The organism is Nocardia sp. NPDC046763 (assembly GCF_040645495.1).
In the GTDB taxonomy this organism is placed as follows: domain Bacteria; phylum Actinomycetota; class Actinomycetes; order Mycobacteriales; family Mycobacteriaceae; genus Nocardia.
On sequence record NZ_JBEYYI010000015.1, the window covers coordinates 72,595 to 89,217 of the forward strand.

17 protein-coding genes are annotated in these 16,623 nt (G+C 69.6%); 14 read left to right on the top strand and 3 right to left on the bottom strand.

The window, feature by feature from the left end; all coding sequences use genetic code 11:
- Nucleotides 1-5: 5 nt before the first annotated feature.
- The 5 genes from ABZ909_RS24010 (at nucleotide 6) to kstD (ending at nucleotide 5,315) form a co-directional block, all read left to right on the top strand.
- Nucleotides 6-1,217 (top strand): phosphoglycerate kinase, encoded by a 1,212-nt coding sequence (locus tag ABZ909_RS24010; RefSeq protein WP_357003240.1) that lies wholly within the window; start codon nucleotides 6-8, stop codon nucleotides 1,215-1,217.
- Between the two features lie 3 nt (nucleotides 1,218-1,220).
- Entirely contained in the window at nucleotides 1,221-2,006 is a 786-nt protein-coding gene (tpiA, locus tag ABZ909_RS24015) for a triose-phosphate isomerase (RefSeq protein ID WP_357003242.1), read from the top strand.
- Nucleotides 2,007-2,136: 130 nt separating this feature from the next.
- Nucleotides 2,137-2,565, top strand: coding sequence for a nitroreductase/quinone reductase family protein (locus tag ABZ909_RS24020; RefSeq protein WP_357003244.1), 429 nt, complete (start codon nucleotides 2,137-2,139; stop codon nucleotides 2,563-2,565).
- 422 nt (nucleotides 2,566-2,987) lie between these two features.
- Entirely contained in the window at nucleotides 2,988-3,581 is a 594-nt protein-coding gene (locus tag ABZ909_RS24025) for a TetR family transcriptional regulator (RefSeq protein WP_357003246.1), read from the top strand.
- A 54-nt stretch (nucleotides 3,582-3,635) separates the two neighbouring features.
- Nucleotides 3,636-5,315 (top strand): 3-oxosteroid 1-dehydrogenase, encoded by a 1,680-nt coding sequence (gene kstD / locus ABZ909_RS24030; RefSeq protein ID WP_357003248.1) that lies wholly within the window; start codon nucleotides 3,636-3,638, stop codon nucleotides 5,313-5,315.
- A 71-nt stretch (nucleotides 5,316-5,386) separates the two neighbouring features.
- Here kstD and ABZ909_RS24035 read toward each other — a convergent pair whose 3' ends face one another.
- Nucleotides 5,387-6,103: an SDR family oxidoreductase gene (locus ABZ909_RS24035; protein ID WP_357003250.1), complete on the bottom strand. Its 717-nt coding sequence runs from the start codon at nucleotides 6,101-6,103 to the stop codon at nucleotides 5,387-5,389.
- Nucleotides 6,104-6,211: 108 nt separating this feature from the next.
- Between ABZ909_RS24035 and ABZ909_RS24040 the strand changes: the two genes are divergently transcribed.
- Nucleotides 6,212-7,066, top strand: a complete 855-nt coding sequence (locus ABZ909_RS24040; RefSeq protein WP_357003252.1) for a LysR substrate-binding domain-containing protein — start codon at nucleotides 6,212-6,214, stop codon at nucleotides 7,064-7,066.
- Between the two features lie 81 nt (nucleotides 7,067-7,147).
- Nucleotides 7,148-8,269 (top strand): DUF5685 family protein, encoded by a 1,122-nt coding sequence (locus ABZ909_RS24045; protein WP_357003254.1) that lies wholly within the window; start codon nucleotides 7,148-7,150, stop codon nucleotides 8,267-8,269.
- Nucleotides 8,270-8,362: 93 nt separating this feature from the next.
- Here the strand turns inward: ABZ909_RS24045 and ABZ909_RS24050 are convergent, their stop codons facing one another.
- The gene (locus tag ABZ909_RS24050) at nucleotides 8,363-8,782 is read right to left on the bottom strand and encodes a hypothetical protein (RefSeq protein WP_357003256.1); all 420 of its coding nucleotides are present in this window, start codon (nucleotides 8,780-8,782) and stop codon (nucleotides 8,363-8,365) included.
- Between the two features lie 160 nt (nucleotides 8,783-8,942).
- Between ABZ909_RS24050 and ABZ909_RS24055 the strand changes: the two genes are divergently transcribed.
- The 5 genes from ABZ909_RS24055 (at nucleotide 8,943) to ABZ909_RS24075 (ending at nucleotide 14,426) form a co-directional block, all read left to right on the top strand.
- Nucleotides 8,943-11,294, top strand: a complete 2,352-nt coding sequence (locus tag ABZ909_RS24055; protein WP_357003258.1) for a galactose oxidase-like domain-containing protein — start codon at nucleotides 8,943-8,945, stop codon at nucleotides 11,292-11,294.
- Nucleotides 11,295-11,331: 37 nt separating this feature from the next.
- Nucleotides 11,332-12,108 (top strand): enoyl-CoA hydratase-related protein, encoded by a 777-nt coding sequence (locus ABZ909_RS24060; RefSeq protein WP_357003260.1) that lies wholly within the window; start codon nucleotides 11,332-11,334, stop codon nucleotides 12,106-12,108.
- A gap of 88 nt (nucleotides 12,109-12,196) precedes the next feature.
- Nucleotides 12,197-12,676, top strand: a complete 480-nt coding sequence (locus tag ABZ909_RS24065) for a hypothetical protein (RefSeq protein WP_357003261.1) — start codon at nucleotides 12,197-12,199, stop codon at nucleotides 12,674-12,676.
- A 5-nt stretch (nucleotides 12,677-12,681) separates the two neighbouring features.
- Nucleotides 12,682-13,803, top strand: coding sequence for a histidine kinase (locus ABZ909_RS24070; protein WP_357003263.1), 1,122 nt, complete (start codon nucleotides 12,682-12,684; stop codon nucleotides 13,801-13,803).
- Nucleotides 13,770-14,426 (top strand): response regulator transcription factor, encoded by a 657-nt coding sequence (locus ABZ909_RS24075; RefSeq protein ID WP_357003265.1) that lies wholly within the window; start codon nucleotides 13,770-13,772, stop codon nucleotides 14,424-14,426. The genes ABZ909_RS24070 and ABZ909_RS24075 overlap by 34 nt, the downstream gene beginning before the upstream one ends.
- Before the next feature lie 167 nt (nucleotides 14,427-14,593).
- Here the strand turns inward: ABZ909_RS24075 and ABZ909_RS24080 are convergent, their stop codons facing one another.
- Entirely contained in the window at nucleotides 14,594-15,418 is an 825-nt protein-coding gene (locus ABZ909_RS24080) for a TIGR02452 family protein (protein ID WP_357003267.1), read from the bottom strand.
- A 119-nt stretch (nucleotides 15,419-15,537) separates the two neighbouring features.
- On the opposite strand from ABZ909_RS24080, the gene ABZ909_RS24085 reads away from it, so the two are divergent.
- Both ABZ909_RS24085 and ABZ909_RS24090 read left to right on the top strand, forming a co-directional pair.
- A complete protein-coding gene (locus ABZ909_RS24085) occupies nucleotides 15,538-15,900 on the top strand; it encodes an ACT domain-containing protein (protein WP_357003269.1) in 363 nt (120 codons plus the stop codon).
- Nucleotides 15,901-16,164: 264 nt separating this feature from the next.
- Nucleotides 16,165-16,539 (top strand): BlaI/MecI/CopY family transcriptional regulator, encoded by a 375-nt coding sequence (locus tag ABZ909_RS24090; RefSeq protein WP_357003271.1) that lies wholly within the window; start codon nucleotides 16,165-16,167, stop codon nucleotides 16,537-16,539.
- The last annotated feature ends 84 nt before the right edge of the window (nucleotides 16,540-16,623 follow it).

Genomic DNA, 16,623 nt, shown 5'->3' on the forward strand with positions numbered 1-16,623 from the left:
CGCCGATGACCATCAAGACTCTGCAGGATCTGCTGAACGAGGGCGTCGAGGGCCGGGGCGTGCTGGTGCGCTCCGATCTCAACGTTCCCCTCGATAACGGCGTCATCACCGACCCGGGCCGCATCATCGCGTCCGCGCCGACGATCAAGGCGCTGGCCGAGGCCGGCGCGAAGGTCATCGTGACCGCGCACCTGGGCCGCCCCGAGGGCGAGCCGGATCCGAAGTTCTCCCTTGCGCCGGTCGCGGCGCGGCTGTCGGAGGAGCTGGGCCGCAATGTCCAGCTCGCCGGCGACGTGGTGGGCCAGGACGCGCTCGCCCGCTCCGAGGGCCTCACCGACGGTGATGTGCTGCTGCTGGAGAACATTCGCTTCGACGCGCGCGAGACCAGCAAGGACGACGCCGAGCGCACGAAGCTCGCTCGTGCCCTGGTCGAGCTGGTCGGCGACGACGGCGCGTTCGTGTCCGACGGTTTCGGTGTGGTGCACCGCAAGCAGGCGTCGGTCTACGACGTGGCCAAGCTGCTGCCGCACTACGCGGGGACGCTGGTCGCGGCCGAGACCGAGGTGCTGAAGAAGCTCACCGAGAGCCCGGAGCGCCCGTACGCGGTCGTGCTCGGCGGTTCCAAGGTCTCCGACAAGCTGGCGGTCATCGAGGCGCTCGCGCCCAAGGTCGACACGCTGGTCATCGGCGGCGGCATGTGCTTCACCTTCCTTGCGGCACAGGGCCTTTCGGTGGGCACCTCGCTGCTGCAGGAGGAGATGATCGAGACCTGCAAGGGGCTGCTGGACAAGTACGGCGACGTCATCCACCTGCCGGTGGACATCGTGGTGGCCGACAAGTTCGCCGCGGACGCGGACTCGAAGACCGTGCCCGCCCACGAGATTCCGGACGGCTGGATGGGTCTGGACATCGGTCCCGACTCGGCCGCCCGCTTCTCGGCGCTGCTGACCGAGGCCAAGACCGTGTTCTGGAACGGCCCGATGGGTGTGTTCGAGTTCGAGAAGTTCTCGGCCGGCACCCGCGGTGTCGCCGAGGCGATCGCCACGGCGACCTCGAAGGGCGCGTTCACGGTCGTCGGTGGCGGCGACTCGGCCGCGGCCGTGCGTACCCTCGGTCTGCCGGACGACGGTTTCTCGCATATCTCCACCGGTGGCGGCGCGTCGCTGGAATACCTGGAGGGCAAGGAACTTCCCGGCCTCGCCGTGTTGGAGGACTGAACCATGGCACGTAAGCCTTTGATCGCCGGCAACTGGAAGATGAACCTCAACCACCTCGAGGCCATCGCTCTGGTGCAGAAGATCGCATTCGCGTTGCCGGAGAAGTACTTCGACAAGGTCGACGTGACGGTGATCCCGCCGTTCGTGGACCTGCGCAGCGTGCAGACGCTGGTCGAGGGTGACCGTCTCCTGATCACCTACGGTGCCCAGGACGTGTCCACCCACGACGAGGGCGCCTACACCGGCGAGATCAGCGGCTCCATGCTGGCCAAGCTGGGCTGCAGTTTCGTCGTGGTGGGTCACTCGGAGCGGCGTCAGTACCACAACGAGGACGACGCCACCGTGCTGGCCAAGGCCAAGCAGGCGCTCAAGTACGGCATCACCCCGATCGTCTGCATCGGTGAGGGCCTGGGCGTCCGTGAGACCAAGACCCACGTCGAGTACAACCTCGAACAGCTCCGCGGCTCCCTCAAGGGCTTGACGGCCGAGGAGATCTCGAAGATCGTCATCGCCTACGAGCCGGTCTGGGCCATCGGCACCGGCAAGGTCGCCACCCCGGCCGACGCGCAGGAAGTCTGTGGCGCCATCCGTAAGGAACTCGCCGAGCTGGCGAATCCCGAAGTGGCGGCCGGTGTCCGGGTCCTCTACGGCGGCTCGGTCAACGCCAAGAACGTCGGCGAACTGGTCGGCCAGACCGACATCGACGGCGCTCTCGTGGGCGGCGCGTCCCTGAAGGGTGACGAGTTCGCCACCCTCTCCGCGATCGCCGCCGGCGGCCCCCTGCCGTAACGGTTTCCGCTGCACAGGGCCGGGCATCCACCGGATGCCCGGCCCTTCGCCGTCTCCGGGCACGAGTGGGTGATCTCCGGCGGACGCCGCGCCGGGGCGCTCCCCTCGGCCGCAGTGCTCATACAGAAGAATGATCGGTATGAGCGACTGGAATACGAACATCATCAACGAGTTTCGGGCCAATGAGGGACGGGTCGGCGGGCCGTTCGAGGGGGCGCCGATGATTCTGGTGCACCATCGGGGCCGCAAGACCGGGCGGGAGCTGGTGACGCCCATGATGTACCTGGCCGATGAGCAGGATTCGGCGACCGTGTACGTTTTCGCGTCCAACGCGGGCGCGCCCACCAATCCGGACTGGTACTACAACCTGACCAAGGCGGGGAAGACCGAGGCCGAGGTCGGGACCGAGACCTTCCCGGTCGAGGTCATCGAGGTGACCGGCGCGGACCGCGACCGGATCTTTGACGAACAGGCCCGGCGATACCCGGGTTTCGGCGAGTACGCCGTGAAGACCGCCGGTATCCGCACCATCCCGGTGCTGGCGCTGCGCCGGGCCTAGGTTCGCGGCCGCAGGGCGCGGGTGCTTGGTCCGCGCCCTCGTAGGCGTCGGCGCGAGTGCGTTCGACGTATGGGTGGTCGGGGGTGCCCGAGGGGGATGGTGGGCGCGGAGATCGATCTCTAGTAGGCCGACGACCGCGGGCCGAGGCGGGGTCGACGGTGGTGGCGGCCTCGTTCGTCGGTGGGGAATCCGGGAGTGGGGTGCGGGGTCGCCTCGTCCATGAATTCATTTGCGGCGGTAGGGGAGTCGGCGGGGGAGCGTCAGCCGCCCGGGTGCGGGGGCGTGGGAATCGCGGGCGAGTGATCGCCGAATCTTGCTGGTCAGGACCTTGTCGCAGGCTGTCCGCATTGCTGACATAGAGTCCCTTCTTGACAGCTACTGTCATATCGGCAGATACTCGCTGTAACGAAGGAGGGCGACGGATGTCATTGCGGGAGCGGCAGCGCCGGCAGGTGCGCGACGAGATTCAGCGGGCGGCGTACGAGTTGTTCGCGGAAAAGGGCTTCGGGGAGGTGACGACCGAGCAGATCGCCGCCGCGGCGGGTGTGTCGGCCAGTACCTACTTCCGGCATGTGCGGAGCAAGGAGGATCTGCTGCTGGATCCGGTCCGCGAGGGCGGGTCGGGAATCGTCGCGCTGCTCGAGGGGCGCGACGGCGACGAGCCCGCGGATGTGGCGCTGGCGCAGTCGATTCTGGCGCGGTCCACCGCGCTGGCCCCGGCGGAGCTCGAGCAGTGGCGGGCCGCGTTCCGCACCGCTCCGCATCTGCTGGAGCGGGTGGCTCTGATCACCCCGGAACATCGGACGCGCCTGGTCGAGCTCGTCGCGCAGCGGATGGGCCGGGATCCCCAGCGGGACAGCACTCCGGGTTTGCTCGTGCATCTCATGCTGGCGGCGGCGGAGTTCGGTTACCTGCAGTGGCTGCGTAATTCGGCGCAGCCGGAGATGTCGTTGGCGGTGTGCGTCGAGGGCGCGCTGGACGCCGTGGCGGGGGAGCGCTGGCGGAGCCACGGCTGAAAGCCGTTGGCATGCGGGCGGATAGCTACAACAGAACACGAAGATAGAGGAAACATGCAGCAGGACAGGGCAACTGACGAGGTATTCGATCTGATCGTCGTGGGGTCGGGGGCGGCGGGTATGGCCGCGGCGTTGACGGCCGCTCACCACGGACTGTCCACGGTGATCGTCGAGAAGGCGCGGGCATGGGGCGGATCCACCGCGAGATCCGGTGGTGGCGTGTGGATTCCGGGTAATGCCGTGCTGCGCCGGGACGCGCCCGCCGATGACTTCGAGGCCGCACGAGCCTACTTGAAGCACATCGTCGGTCCCGGGGTGCCGCCCGAGCGGATCGACACCTTCCTCGACCGCGGGCCGGAGGCCTTCGACTTCCTGGCCGCGCACGCGCCGCTGCGCATGCGGTGGGTGCCGGGCTATTCCGACTACTACCCGGAGGCGCCCGGCGGCCGCGGCCACGGCCGCTCGATCGAGCCCATGCCTTACAACGCCACCGGTCTCGGCGCCGAATTGGACACCCTGGAGCCCGATTACGTGAAGGCACCGAAGAACGTCGTGATCACCCAGGCCGAGTTCCGGCAGCTGCATCTGGGCCTGCGCAATCCGCGCAGTCCGCTGGCGGCCGTGCGCGTCGCCGGGCGGTGGCTGGCGGCGGCCGTGCTGCGCCGGCGCGTCCTGGCCCGCGGCCAGGCCCTGAGCGCCATGCTGCGTGCGGGCCTGCTGGAGGCGAATGTGCCGCTGTGGCTGGACACTCCGCTGGTGGACCTGCGCACCGAGGACGGCCGGGTCACGGGCGCGGTGGTGCGCCGGGACGGGCGCGAGCGGGTGCTCACCGCACGCCGGGGCGTGGTCATCGCATCCGGCGGCTTCGAGCACAACGAGATGATGCGCAAGCAGTACCAGCGCGAGCCGATCGGCACCGACTGGACCGTCGGCGCGCAGGCCAATACCGGAGACGGCATCCGCGCGGGCGAGAATGCCGGTGGCGCGGTGGAATTCATGGCCGACGCCTGGTGGGGCCCGTCCATTCCGTTGCCCCGGCTGGCCTGGTTCTGCCTGGCCGAGCGCAATCTGCCGGGCAGTATCGTCGTCAACGACCGCGGTGAGCGGTTCATGAACGAATGCCTGCCCTATGTCGAGGCCACCCACCGCATGTACGGCGGCGAGCACGGGCACGGCGAGGGCCCGGGCGAAAACCTGCCCGCCTGGCTGATTTTCGACCAGCGCTACCGCAACCGCTACCAGTTCGCGGGTGTCCCGCCGCGTCAGCCCCTGCCCGGCCGCTGGTTCAAGTCGGGCGCGCTCACCCGTGCCGACTCGCTCCCCGAACTCGCCGAGAAGATCGGTGTCCCGGTCGACAAGCTCCGGGCCACCGTGACCCGTTTCAACGAATTCGCCGCCGCCGGTACCGATCCCGACTTCGGCCGCGGTGACAGCGCCTACGACCACTACTACGGCGACCCGCGCAACCGCCCGAACCCGAATCTCGGTGCGCTGGAGACGGGTCCGTTCTACGCGGCGAAACTGGTGCCGGGCGACCTCGGCACCAAGGGCGGCCTGAGCGCCGATGTCGACGGCCGGGTGCTGCGGGCGGACGGTTCGGTGATCGAGGGCCTGTACGCGGCCGGCAATGCGAGCGCTCCGGTCATGGGCCACACCTACGCCGGTCCCGGCGCGACCATCGGCCCCGCTGTCGTGTTCGGTTACCTGGCGGCCCGCCACGCGGCAGGCCGGTAGTTCCGGCGCCGACCGGCGCACCGCTGGGGGATCCGTCCGGTCCCGCGGCGGTGCGCCACCCGACGTCCGGGTCAGGCCAGGACCGCGCCGCCGTCGAGGGGCAGGACGGTGCCGGTGGCGTGGGGCTGGGTGAGGAAGAAGACGAAGGCCTGCGCGATATCGTCCACTTCGGCGATGCGGCGCAACGGCGTCGCGGCCGCGGTGTCGGCATAGAACTGCTCGCGCAGCTCCTCGGGGAAGTTCCACAGCGGCGACCGGACCACACCCGGCATGACCGCGTTCACCCGGATCGGCGCCAGTTCCACCGCCAGCGCCCGGGTCAGGGTCTCGACCGCGCCGCAGACGCTGGACGTGATCGTTGAACCCGGAACGGGGCGCGGCCCGGCGGTACCGCTGGTCAGGGTGATCGACCCGTCGGCCCGCAGCCGCGGCGCGGCCGCCTGCACCGCGGCCAATACGCTGAAGTACCTCAGCTCGAAGAACTTCCGCGTGGCGTCGAGATCCAGATCGGCCAGCGGGGAGAGCAGCAGCGGCTCGCCGGCGGTGTAGACGAGGTGGTCGAGCGCGCCGAGTTCATCGAACATCGCTCGAATCCGGTTGGCGTCGTTGAGGTCCGCGACCACGCCGGTGACGCCGGCCGGGAGTTCGGCCACCGCGCGGTCCACGTTCTCCTGGCGGCTGGAGACGACGGTGACCTTCGCGCCCTGTACGGCGGTCGCGGCGGCCACGGCGTAGCCGATTCCGGAGGTGCCGCCCAGGATGACGACGTGCTGTCCGTCGAGAGACATCGGGTTTCCTTTCGGGGAATGCTGTGCGTGTGTGCCTCTCCACCTTGGGTTTCGCGACCCTCTCCCGTCCAAGACCTATACCGCCGCCTGTAATACCCTGAAGGCATCATGAGTGATGTCGATCTGCGCAAGCTGCGCTACTTCGTGGCGGTGGCCGAACACTTGCATTTCGGCCGCGCCGCGGAGCAGCTCTTCATCGCGCAACCGGTCCTGTCACGCCAGATTCGCGCGCTCGAGGAGGAACTGGGCGCGCAGCTGTTCGCCCGGGATCGCCGCGGGACCGCGCTGACGGCGGCGGGGGAGCAGCTGCTGGCCGACGCCAGACCGCTGCTCGCCGCTGCGGAAGCCTTGCGGCGCAGGGTGATTCGGGCCGGGGAGGGGACGCAGCGCTTCACCGTCGGCTTCATGCCCGGCCTCATCGTGACCGCCGCGGTGCGGACGCTCACCGAGCGTCACCCCGGCCTCACCGTCGATCTGGTACGCACCGGCTGGTTCGACCAGATCGAGGTGGTCCATGACGGCCGCGTCGACGTCAGCGTGGTGCGGTTGCCGGTGGACCCGCACGGTCTGGTCGTGCGCCCGCTCTACACCGAGCCCCGGGTCGTGGTGCTGCCCGCCGACCATCGCCTCGCGGGCAAGGACGCGGTCGTCGTCGGCGACCTCGCCGACGAGCACCTGCTCCAGGACCCGGACATGGTCCCCGAATGGAGTGCGGTGGCAACCGAATTGCGCACCGATCGCCCCACCGTCCCGGTCTTCCACAGTGTGGAGGAGAAGCTCGAGCACGTCGCCGCGGGCCGGGGCATCATGTTCCTGCCGCTGTCGGTGGTGACCTTCTATACCCGCCCGGACATCGCCTACGTCCCGGTTCCCGACCTCGCGCCGCTGCAGGTGAGCCTGGCGTGGTCGTCGGCACGCCCGGTTCCGCTGGCCGAGGAGTTCGCCGCCCTTGCCGCCCAGTGAGATTCGATCCATGCCGTCCATTTCGGGAGTGATCTCGATTTCCGGGCGACGAATGCCGCGTGAGCGGTTACCGTCGATGGTGTGTTCGGCATCATCAGGCCCTGCCGTCATCGGCTGGGCGAGGAACTCGGGCGGGCCTGGCTGGCGCAACTGTGCGGACTCTGTCTGGCACTGCGTGACGACCATGGTCAGAGCGCCCGCATGGCAACCAATTACGACGGGCTGATCGTCTCGGCCCTGGTGGAGGCGCAGTCCACGGCGCCGCCCACCCGCCGCGCGGCCGGGCCCTGCCCGCTGCGCGGCATGAAGCGCGCCGACGTCGCCACCGGCGACTGCGTCCGGCTGGCCGCCACGGTCTCGCTGGTGCTGGCCGCCGCCAAGGTGCGCGATCACGTGGCCGATCACGACGGCGTGGCGGGCGCGGCCGGATTCCGGCCCGCCGCCCGGCGCATCGCCCAGCGCTGGGCCCGGCAGGGCGAATCCACCGGCGCCGGACTCGGTTTCGACACCGGCGTGCTGGTCACCGCGGTGGACCGGCAGGGCGAGGTGGAGGCCGCGGCCGCGGTGGGCACCCCGCTGCTGGAGGTCACCGAACCCACCGAGACCGCGACCGCCGCGGCCTTCGGCCACACCGCCGTCCTGGCGGGACGCCCGGGAAACCAGGCGGCGCTGTCGGAGGTCGGCCGATTGTTCGGCCGCATAGCGCATCTCGTGGATGCCGTCGAGGACTTGGACGAGGATCTCGCGCACGGAAAGTGGAATCCGCTGGCCGCCACGGGGACCGAGGTGATCGAGGCACACCGGTTGTGCACCGATGCCCTGCTCGGTATCGAATTGGCCTTGGCCGACGTGGAATTCACCGATGGACGGCTGATTCACAAACTGCTGAAGCACGAGCTGAACCGGTCGGTGACAAGGACCTTCGGCGGTCCCGCGCACACCTGCGCGAATCACGGTGCGGCCACCGCGCCGCTGAGCCGCTGGCGTCGCCGTGGTCCGGGGCCGGGCCCGTGGGGTCCGCCGCCGCCCGGTTACGGCCCGCCTCCGGGCTACGGCCCGGGTCCCGGCTACTACGGTCCCGCCCCGCGGCGCCGCAGTGGCTTCTGCCTGCCGTGCTGTGAGGGCTGCGTCTGCTGCGGCGAAGGATGCTGCTGTTGTGAGGAATCCTGTTGCTGCTGTGAGGAGACCTGCTGCGACTGCTGAGTCACCGCGAGGGCGGGCACTGCGGATTGCCCGGCCCTCCCGGCCCGGTGAACCCGCCACCTCCGGGTAGACGGCTCACCGATGCCGGATCGGCTAGCTGGAGGCGGAGGCGGAGCCGGTCGAGAGCAGGCTGCTGCCGCTCGCGCTGCCGCTGATCAGATTCGACAGGCCCGAGGAGCCGGTGTTCGTGGTGGTGGTCTGCAGGGTCCAGGTGCCGCAGCCGCTGGTGAAGAAGGCGACGTCGGTGGGCTTGATCTCGACGGTGACGGTGCCGTTGACCGCGCCGCCGGCCTGGATGGTGGCGCTGGCGTCGGGGGTGATGGCCGACAGCCGCGCCCAGGCGCACACGGTGGCGGCCGTCGTGGTCTTATAGACACCGGGTTGGATGTCAACGCCGACCTTGAAGGTGGCATCGGTACTCATGCTGGTGCCGACGGCATTGGCGGTGCCGGTGGAGGCCAGGATGGCTGCCGCGGTGAGTGCGAGGCCGTTGGCCCAGACTGTCTTTCTCATGATGTGTCCTCAAGGGTGTGAAACGAGAGCGTTTCGGAGAGTAATGGGTGCCCGGGTCGCCGGGGTGCGTTTTCCGTAACCTGGCGCGAATGGGCATCCGGACTATCCGGACATCGGAAACGGGATGCCGAAATCGCCCCGGGCCGCCATGATTGCTTGTGTGGCAGGACAATTCGTTCCCATCCCGGATTGGTTCTCACAGGACAACCAGGATTGCGGTCTCGCCGTCGCCGATCTGAGCGGCGACGGCACCCTCGACGCGGTGGTCCTCATGGTCGACAATCCGCCAGGTCAGAACACCGGAAACTATCGAGTCGGCCACGCCCTGGCCGCTGACGGCACCGTCCGCGAGTGGGGCCCCTGGCTACAGGTGCCCGACTGGTGGGGTTGGGAGAACCAGGGCGCGGGCATCGCCATCGCCGACCTGAACGGCAACGGCCGCCCGGACATGGTGGTGTTCCTCGTCGACAACCCCGTCGGCCAGAACCAGGGCTACTACCGCATCGGTCGCGACCTCGCCCCCGACGGCACCGTGACCGGCGGATGGACTGCGTGGCAACAGATTCCGGACTGGTACGGCTGGGAGAACCAGGGCGCCGATATCTGCCTGACCCACCTCGACGGGCAGCCGGTCCTGGTCGTCATGACCGTCGACAATCCGGTCGGGCAGAACAGCGGCCAGTTCCGGCTCGCCAAAGGCCTCGGTGCGGATGGCTCCGTCGCGGAATGGACGCCGTGGCTGGCGATTCCGGACTGGTGGGGGTGGGAGAACCAGGGCGCGGGCATGACCGTCGCCGACCTGGACGGGGACGGGCGGCCCGAACTCATCGTCTTCACCATCGATCACCCGCAGAACGGCAATGCCGGGCTCTACACCATCGGCTGGGGCCTGGACGGCACCGGGCACTGCGTCGACGGCTGGAGCCGCTGGTCGCACGTGCCGGACTGGGGCTTCTGGGAGAACGAGGGCGCGGCGGTCGCGCTGCTGCCCGGTGCCGGTGGCCTGCCGCAGCTGGTGGTGTGCGCCATCGACCATCCGCAGGGCGGCAATGCCGGATACCTGCGCGTCCTCGACCTCGACACCGATCTGGCCATCGCGGACACCCAGGGCGCCTGGCGCATCCTGGATTTCGGCACCGAGATCAATCCGGTGCACGCCGCCCTGCTGCACACCGGCGATGTACTGTTCTTCGCCGGATCCGGGAACGACCCGGATCGGTTGAACGCCCACGACTTTCGCACGCGGGTGTGGCACTACCCGAATCCGGGGTTGGACGCGCCCGCGACGCCCTTCGACATGTTCTGTTCCGGGCAGGCGTTCCTGCCGGACGGCCGGCTGCTGGCCGCGGGCGGGACCGAGCAGTACGACCCGTTCCTCGGGCTGCGCGACGCGTTGCTGTTCGACCCGCAGTCGCTGACCTGGAACCGGCAGCCCGATATGGTCTCCGGGCGCTGGTATCCGACCCTGGCCGCGCTGAAAAACGGTGCGGTGGTGGCGGTCTCGGGCCTGGGGGAGGACGGGTTCCTGTCCGAGACGCCCGAGTTGTTCGACCCCGTCACGCTGACCTGGTCGAAACTGCCTGTGCCCGGGCCCATTCCGATGTACGCGCACCTCATACTGCTGGCCGACGACCGGGTGTTCTACACCGGCGGGCAGTTCGGCACCAACAACGGCATGCACCCCTCGATCTGGGACACCGCCACCGGCGCGGTCACCGAGGTGCCGGGGCTCGTCGATCCGGAGTCGCGCAGCCAGTCCACCAGCGTGCTGCTGCCGCCCGCGCAGGCGCAGCGGGTCATGCTGATCGGCGGCGGCAGCGTCGACCCGCACGGTCCCGGCATGGCCGCCGCGGACACCCGGATCGTGGATCTGAGCGCGGCCGCTCCGGCGTACCAGGCCGGTCCTGCCATGGCGTATGCCCGCATGCACGTGTGCGCGGTGATCCTGCCGGACCGCACGGTCCTGGCCGCGGGCGGTTCGGGCATGGAGGAGATGGCGGATTCGGTACCGCCGCACGGCGAGATCTACGATCCGGTCGCCGGAACCTGGTCGCCCACCGCGCCGGAGCGGGTAGCGCGGCTGTATCACTCGGTGGCGCTGCTGACACCGGACGGCAAGGTGGTGACCGCCGGATCGAATCCGCTGCGCAAGACAGAGGAACTGCGCATCGAGATGTTCTGGCCGCCCTACCTGTTCAAGGGTGCCCGTCCCGAATTCCAGATGTCGAGCGGCACAGCGGAATACGGTGCGACCCTGACACTCACCACCACGGCCGCCGTGCGCGAGGCCAGCCTGCTGCACCCCACCTCGTGCACCCACTCCTGCGACAACAACCAGCGGCTGATCGACCTGCCGATCACCTCGGCCGCGCCCGGCGCCCTCACCGTCGCGCTGCCCTCGAACCCGGCGCTGGCCCCGCCCGGCTGGTACCTCGTGGTCGTGGTGGACACCGATGGGATTCCCTCGACCGGGCAGTGGCTGCGCCTGAACCCGGCGCCCGCACCCGGGTGACCCGCGAAAGGCGGTATTCCGCATTACGGTGGATGGCATGACCGCGGAGTACCGCCACCTGCTCGTGAAGCGCGACGGCGACACCGTCACCGTCACCATGAACCGCCCGGACCGCCGCAACGCGCTGTCCGCCGACCACCTGACCGAACTGCTGGCCGCGTTCCGCGCCGCGGGCGACACCGACGCCACCGGCATCGTGCTCGCCGCGGCCGGGCCGGTGTTCAGCGCGGGCCACGATTTCGCCGATGTGGCCGCCCGTGACCTGCTCGGCGTGCGCGACCTGCTCACCCTCTGCCAGCAGGTCATGGCCACCATGGAGACAGTGCCGCAGGTGGTGATCGCCCGCGTGCACGGGCTGGCCACCGCGGCCGGTTGCCAGCTCGTCGCGTCCTGCGACCTGGCCGTCGCCGCTGACTCCGCCGGCTTCGCCCTCCCCGGCGGCAAGGGCGGCTGGTTCTGCCACACCCCGGCCGTCCCGGTCGCCCGCTCGATCGGCCGCAAACGCCTCATGGAGCTGGCTCTCACCGGCGACGTCATCGACGCCCGCACCGCCGTCGACTGGGGTCTGATCAACTACGCCGTACCCGACGCCGACCTCGACGACGCCGTCGCCGACCTGCTCGCCCGCGCGACTCGCGGCAGCCGCGCCAGCAAGGCGCTCGGCAAACGCACCCTCTACGCCCAGCTCGATCGTCCCGAGGCCGACGCCTACACCCTCGCCCGCGAGGTCATGGCCGCCGCCTCCCAATTGCCCGGCGCCCGTGAGGGAATGGCCGCCTTCCTGGCGAAGCGCCCGCCCGTATGGCCCGACTGACCGGCATGTGGGTGGCGGGGGCGGGAACCCACCCGGTCTCCACCCCGGGGTGGTGGGTGGAGGCGGCTCGCGGGGCGACCGTAGAGGCATGAACTTGCAGAATGCGGTGGTCGACGGCGCGGTGGCGGTGCTGGTGATCGGATGGATCATGTACCGGCAGACCCAATGGCAGGTCCTCGACGCCAATCGGCTGTGGCGGGGACCGATCATTCTCGGGCTGGTTGGGTTTCTGCTGATGAGGTCCGTGGTCACCGGCGGCGGCCTCGGGGTGATGTCGGTGGCGCTGCTGGCCTTGTCGGCGGTGTTGGGTGTCGGGATCGGCGTGCTGATGGGCGTGCTGTCGCAGGTGCGCCGGACCGCCGCGGGATTGGAAGCGCGGACCGGGTGGGCCGGATCGCTGCTGCTGCTGGTGGCGCGCATCGGGGTGGACGTGGTCGCGCACCTGGCCGGCGCGGTGGCCGTCACCTCGGTCGGGGCGATCCTGCTGGTGGTGGCGCTCAATCGGGCGGGCCGGGCGCTGGTGCTGGCCCGGCGTGCCGAGCAGGTGCACCCGGTTGCGGCACACTGAGACCGATGTCCATCATCGACCCACCCTCGAGCCTGTCCAGGCTGCTGCGCCTGGTCGGGCTCGTCGCCGTGGTTTCCTCCTCGGCGAATGTGGCCCTGTTCCACCGGCCGTGGGTGGCGGTGCTGGTGGTGCTGTCGTGGCTGGGCTGGGCGGCGTGGGTAGTGATGCCCGCACGGCAGTGGCGGCGGGAACGAATCTGCCTGTGCGTCATGGCCATCGGTGGGGGATCGACCGTCGCTCAGTCGGTCGGCTCCGGAATCACCGCCCTGGCCACGGTATTCATCGCCCTCGGCATGCTGAGCGCGCCGCTGTGGTTCGGTCTGGCGATCGCGGTGTCCACTTCGGTGCTGATGTGCGTCTCCATACTGGTGGACGGGGCGCGTCCGGGGGCGCTGGTGGGATTGCTGGTCGGTGTGGTCGTGGTCGGCATGGCGGGCTGGAGTCGTCGCCAGGCCCGGGTCGGCGCGGAGCGCAATCGGATACTGGTGGAACAGAATCGGATCATCCGCGAGGAAAGGGACCGGGCGGCCGCCCTGGCCGAGCGCGGGCGCATCGCCCGCGACATCCACGATGTGCTCGCCCACACCCTGGGCGGTCTGGTGCTCCAGCTCGACGCCGCGGACGCACTGCTGGAGGCGGGGGAGACGGACCGGGCGGCGGAGCGGGTCAAGGCCTCCCATCGGCTGGCGGTGTCCGGGCTGGCCGACGCTCGCCGGGTGGTGGGGACGCTGCGGTCGGGCGGCTTCGACGCGGCGGCCGAACTGCGCCGGGTGGTGGAGGAGCACCGCGCCGCCGGCGGACAGCTCGCCGAACGATTCGATGTCGCGGTGGATCCGGCGAACGAGCAGGCGGCCGTGGCGCTGACCCGCGCGGTGCAGGAGGCGCTCACCAATGCGCGCAAACACGCACCCGGGCAACCGGTTACGCTCACGCTGCGCGGCAGCGGCGCGTCGCTGGAGGCAGTGGTATCGAATCCGTTTGCCGCGCACCGCATGCCGCTCGGCAGCACTGGATCGGGGGCGGGACTGCTGGGTATGCGGGAGCGGATCGAGGCGGCGGGCGGCCTGCTGTCCGCAGGGAAGGAGGAGGGTCGGTGGACGGTACGAATCCTGCTGCCGCGGAAGTGATCACGGTGGTGGTGGCCGACGATCAGACCACGGTGCGCGACGGGCTCACCACGGTGCTGTCGCTGCTGCCCGATATGCGGGTGGTGGGGGAGGCCCGCGACGGCGCGGAAGCGGTCGAGCTGGTGCGGCGGGTGAAACCCCGTGTGGTGCTGATGGACCTGCGCATGCCCGGCATCGACGGCGTGGTCGCGACCGCCGCCGTCACGGCCCAGTATCCCGAGACGGCGGTCCTGGTGCTCACCACCTACGCCGATGACGCCTCCATTGCGGGCGCGCTGCGGGCGGGCGCACGCGGCTATCTCACCAAGGACGCCGGTCGCGCGGAAATCGCCGCGGCCATACGATCCGTCGCGAGCGGTCACACCACCCTGGCCGCCGAGGTGGGCCGCCGCCTGCTCTCCGCCCTCGACGCGCCGCCCGAACCGCCCGCCGACCTCACCGACCGCGAGCGGGACGTGTTGCGGCTGATGGCGCAGGGGCACAACAACTCCGAGATCGCCAAGGATCTGTTCATCGGCGTCAGCACCGTGAAGACGCACATCAATTCGCTGTTCGCCAAGCTCGGCGTCCGGGATCGTGGCCAGGCCATCGCCTACGCCCATCGCACGGGTCTGGCCCGCTGAGCCAGGGGGCGGGGCTTCCCGGCCCTCAATCGACTATCTGAGTTTGTAGATATTGCAATCTGAGCATGGATTACCGCTATGGCACCGCTTCCGCGACACCCGGACGATGGACCTGTTCGGAAAAAGCAGCTGAGAAGGGTGCTGCCCGCCATCGGACTTCGTCGCGGCTAGGGGGAAACCGCTTGCCCGAAGCGGGCTTCGAATGCGGCGCGGTTGGCCGAGACGGGGGAGCGGTCCCAAATGGCGAAGACGACGCGGTCGAAGGCGGCGCCGTGGATCTGGAGCGCCCGGTCGAACGCCTCGGCGACCTCGTTCGGGTCATTGCGGAACACGCCGCATCCCCATGCGCCGAGGACCAATTCGCGGACGCGCTCGTGGGCGGCGACGGCGAGCACCCGTTCGGCGCGGGCGATCAGGATCTCGCGGACATCGACCCGTCGGCCCGAACGGTTCGCCAGTGCACCGGCATTCGGGGCGGGCGAGGTCAGGAACGAGGTGGTGAAGGTGTGCGCGGTGAGCGCACCGCGGTCGTCGCGGATGACCGGGACCTCGCGGGAGAAGATGACGCGATGGCTGTAGCGCAGGTCGTCGGATGCGCGGTGGGCCTCGTAATAACGGGGCGTCTCGAGCAGGCAGCGGTACAGCAGGGCGCTGCGGCACAGGTCTTCCTCCTGGGCGCGCGCACCGCGGAGGTAACCGCCGCCGGGGTTGCGGGCGGAGGCGAAATTGAGGACGGCGATGGCCCTTCCGCCCTCCTCGTGCAGCCGGCGCGCGGCCTGCATGCTGCCTTCGGCCGTGACCTCGGGGCGTCCGGTGAACGGTCCGAGGTCTCGGTTGTAGAGCTCCTCGTCGGGTTCGAAGCAGTGGGTCCAGGCGCGGGCCTCGGACAGTGCACCGGTGATGTCGATGAGGGTTCCGTCGGCCGCGCGATAGGTGCCGAGGGCGGCGATCCGCTCGTTCTCGACGGCGATCTGCTTTGGGCTGGTACTCATTTCAGCGACCATACGGGCCGGGCCGGAGGATGGCATCCGAATTTTAGTCGCGGACACCAATACTGGGCTGTCGCGGTGCGAGCACCGGGTTTGTCCGACCTTCCGCCTACGATGTCGCCATGACCGGCTCCCAGCGTTTGCGGATCGTCCCGTCGCAGTTCGCGGTGGATCATCTGCCGAATTCCACTTTCCCGGAGGATGACGAGTGGATCGCCTTGGTGCGGGCGCCGGAGGGGCTCACCGTGATTCGTGAGGCGCCCGCGTGGGCCGAGGGTGAGACCTGGAAGGGTTTCTACGGTGTCGACGCGGGCAGCCTGAGCGCGCCCGGCACGCTGGCGGCTTTGATCGGGCCCCTCGCGGAGTCGTCGATCCCAGTGTTCGTCGCCTCCACCTACCACGCGGATCTGGTGCTGGTTCCCGCGCATCGGCTGGAGGAGGCGTCGGCGGCGCTGCGTGATGCGGGGCATCGCATCGTCGACTGACGCTGCGTCGTTGTCGGCGAGCGGGGGCTGTCAGGTGGGAGAAATGCCGGTCCGGCGTTGTCTCGCTGTCCGGTTGCGTGTGACGTCCGCCGGGTGCACCATATTACTGTCTACGTACGTAGAACGTATGAGTGGGCGCGTCCCCGGCGGCCGGCGCGGCTTGAGTCCATACCGGCGATCACCCTACGATCGGGTGCGCACCAGGACAGTAGGCCGACACGCGATGCGGAATCGGCTGAGCCGTGAGGTGAGGAGACGTCAGACGTGAGTGCGCGAGGCTTCGGAGACCTGGAAGCGGTTGTCATCGAACGCATCTGGGACCGCTCCGGCAAGACGACGGTCCGGGAATTGTTCGACGAGCTGGCCGGCGAGCGCGACATCGCCTACACCACCGTCATGTCCACCATGGACAATCTGCATCGCAAGGGCTGGCTGGAACGCGAACGCGTCGGCAAGGCCTACCGATACTGGGCCACCTTGAGCCGTGAGGAGTACAGCGCCCGCCTCATGCGTGAGGCGCTGGGTAGCGGCGGCCGATCGGATCTGGTGCTCTCGCACTTCGTGGAGCAGATGAGCGCCGAGGAGTCCGAGGGCCTGCGGGCGGCCCTGCGCAAACTCGCGCGCTCCAAACTGCGCTGACCGAAGGGTCTGCGCGCCATCTCGAATCCCACCGCTGCGACCGGTAGTGGCGTGCTGCCGTGCGCCGGCCGCGGGTTCGGCGTA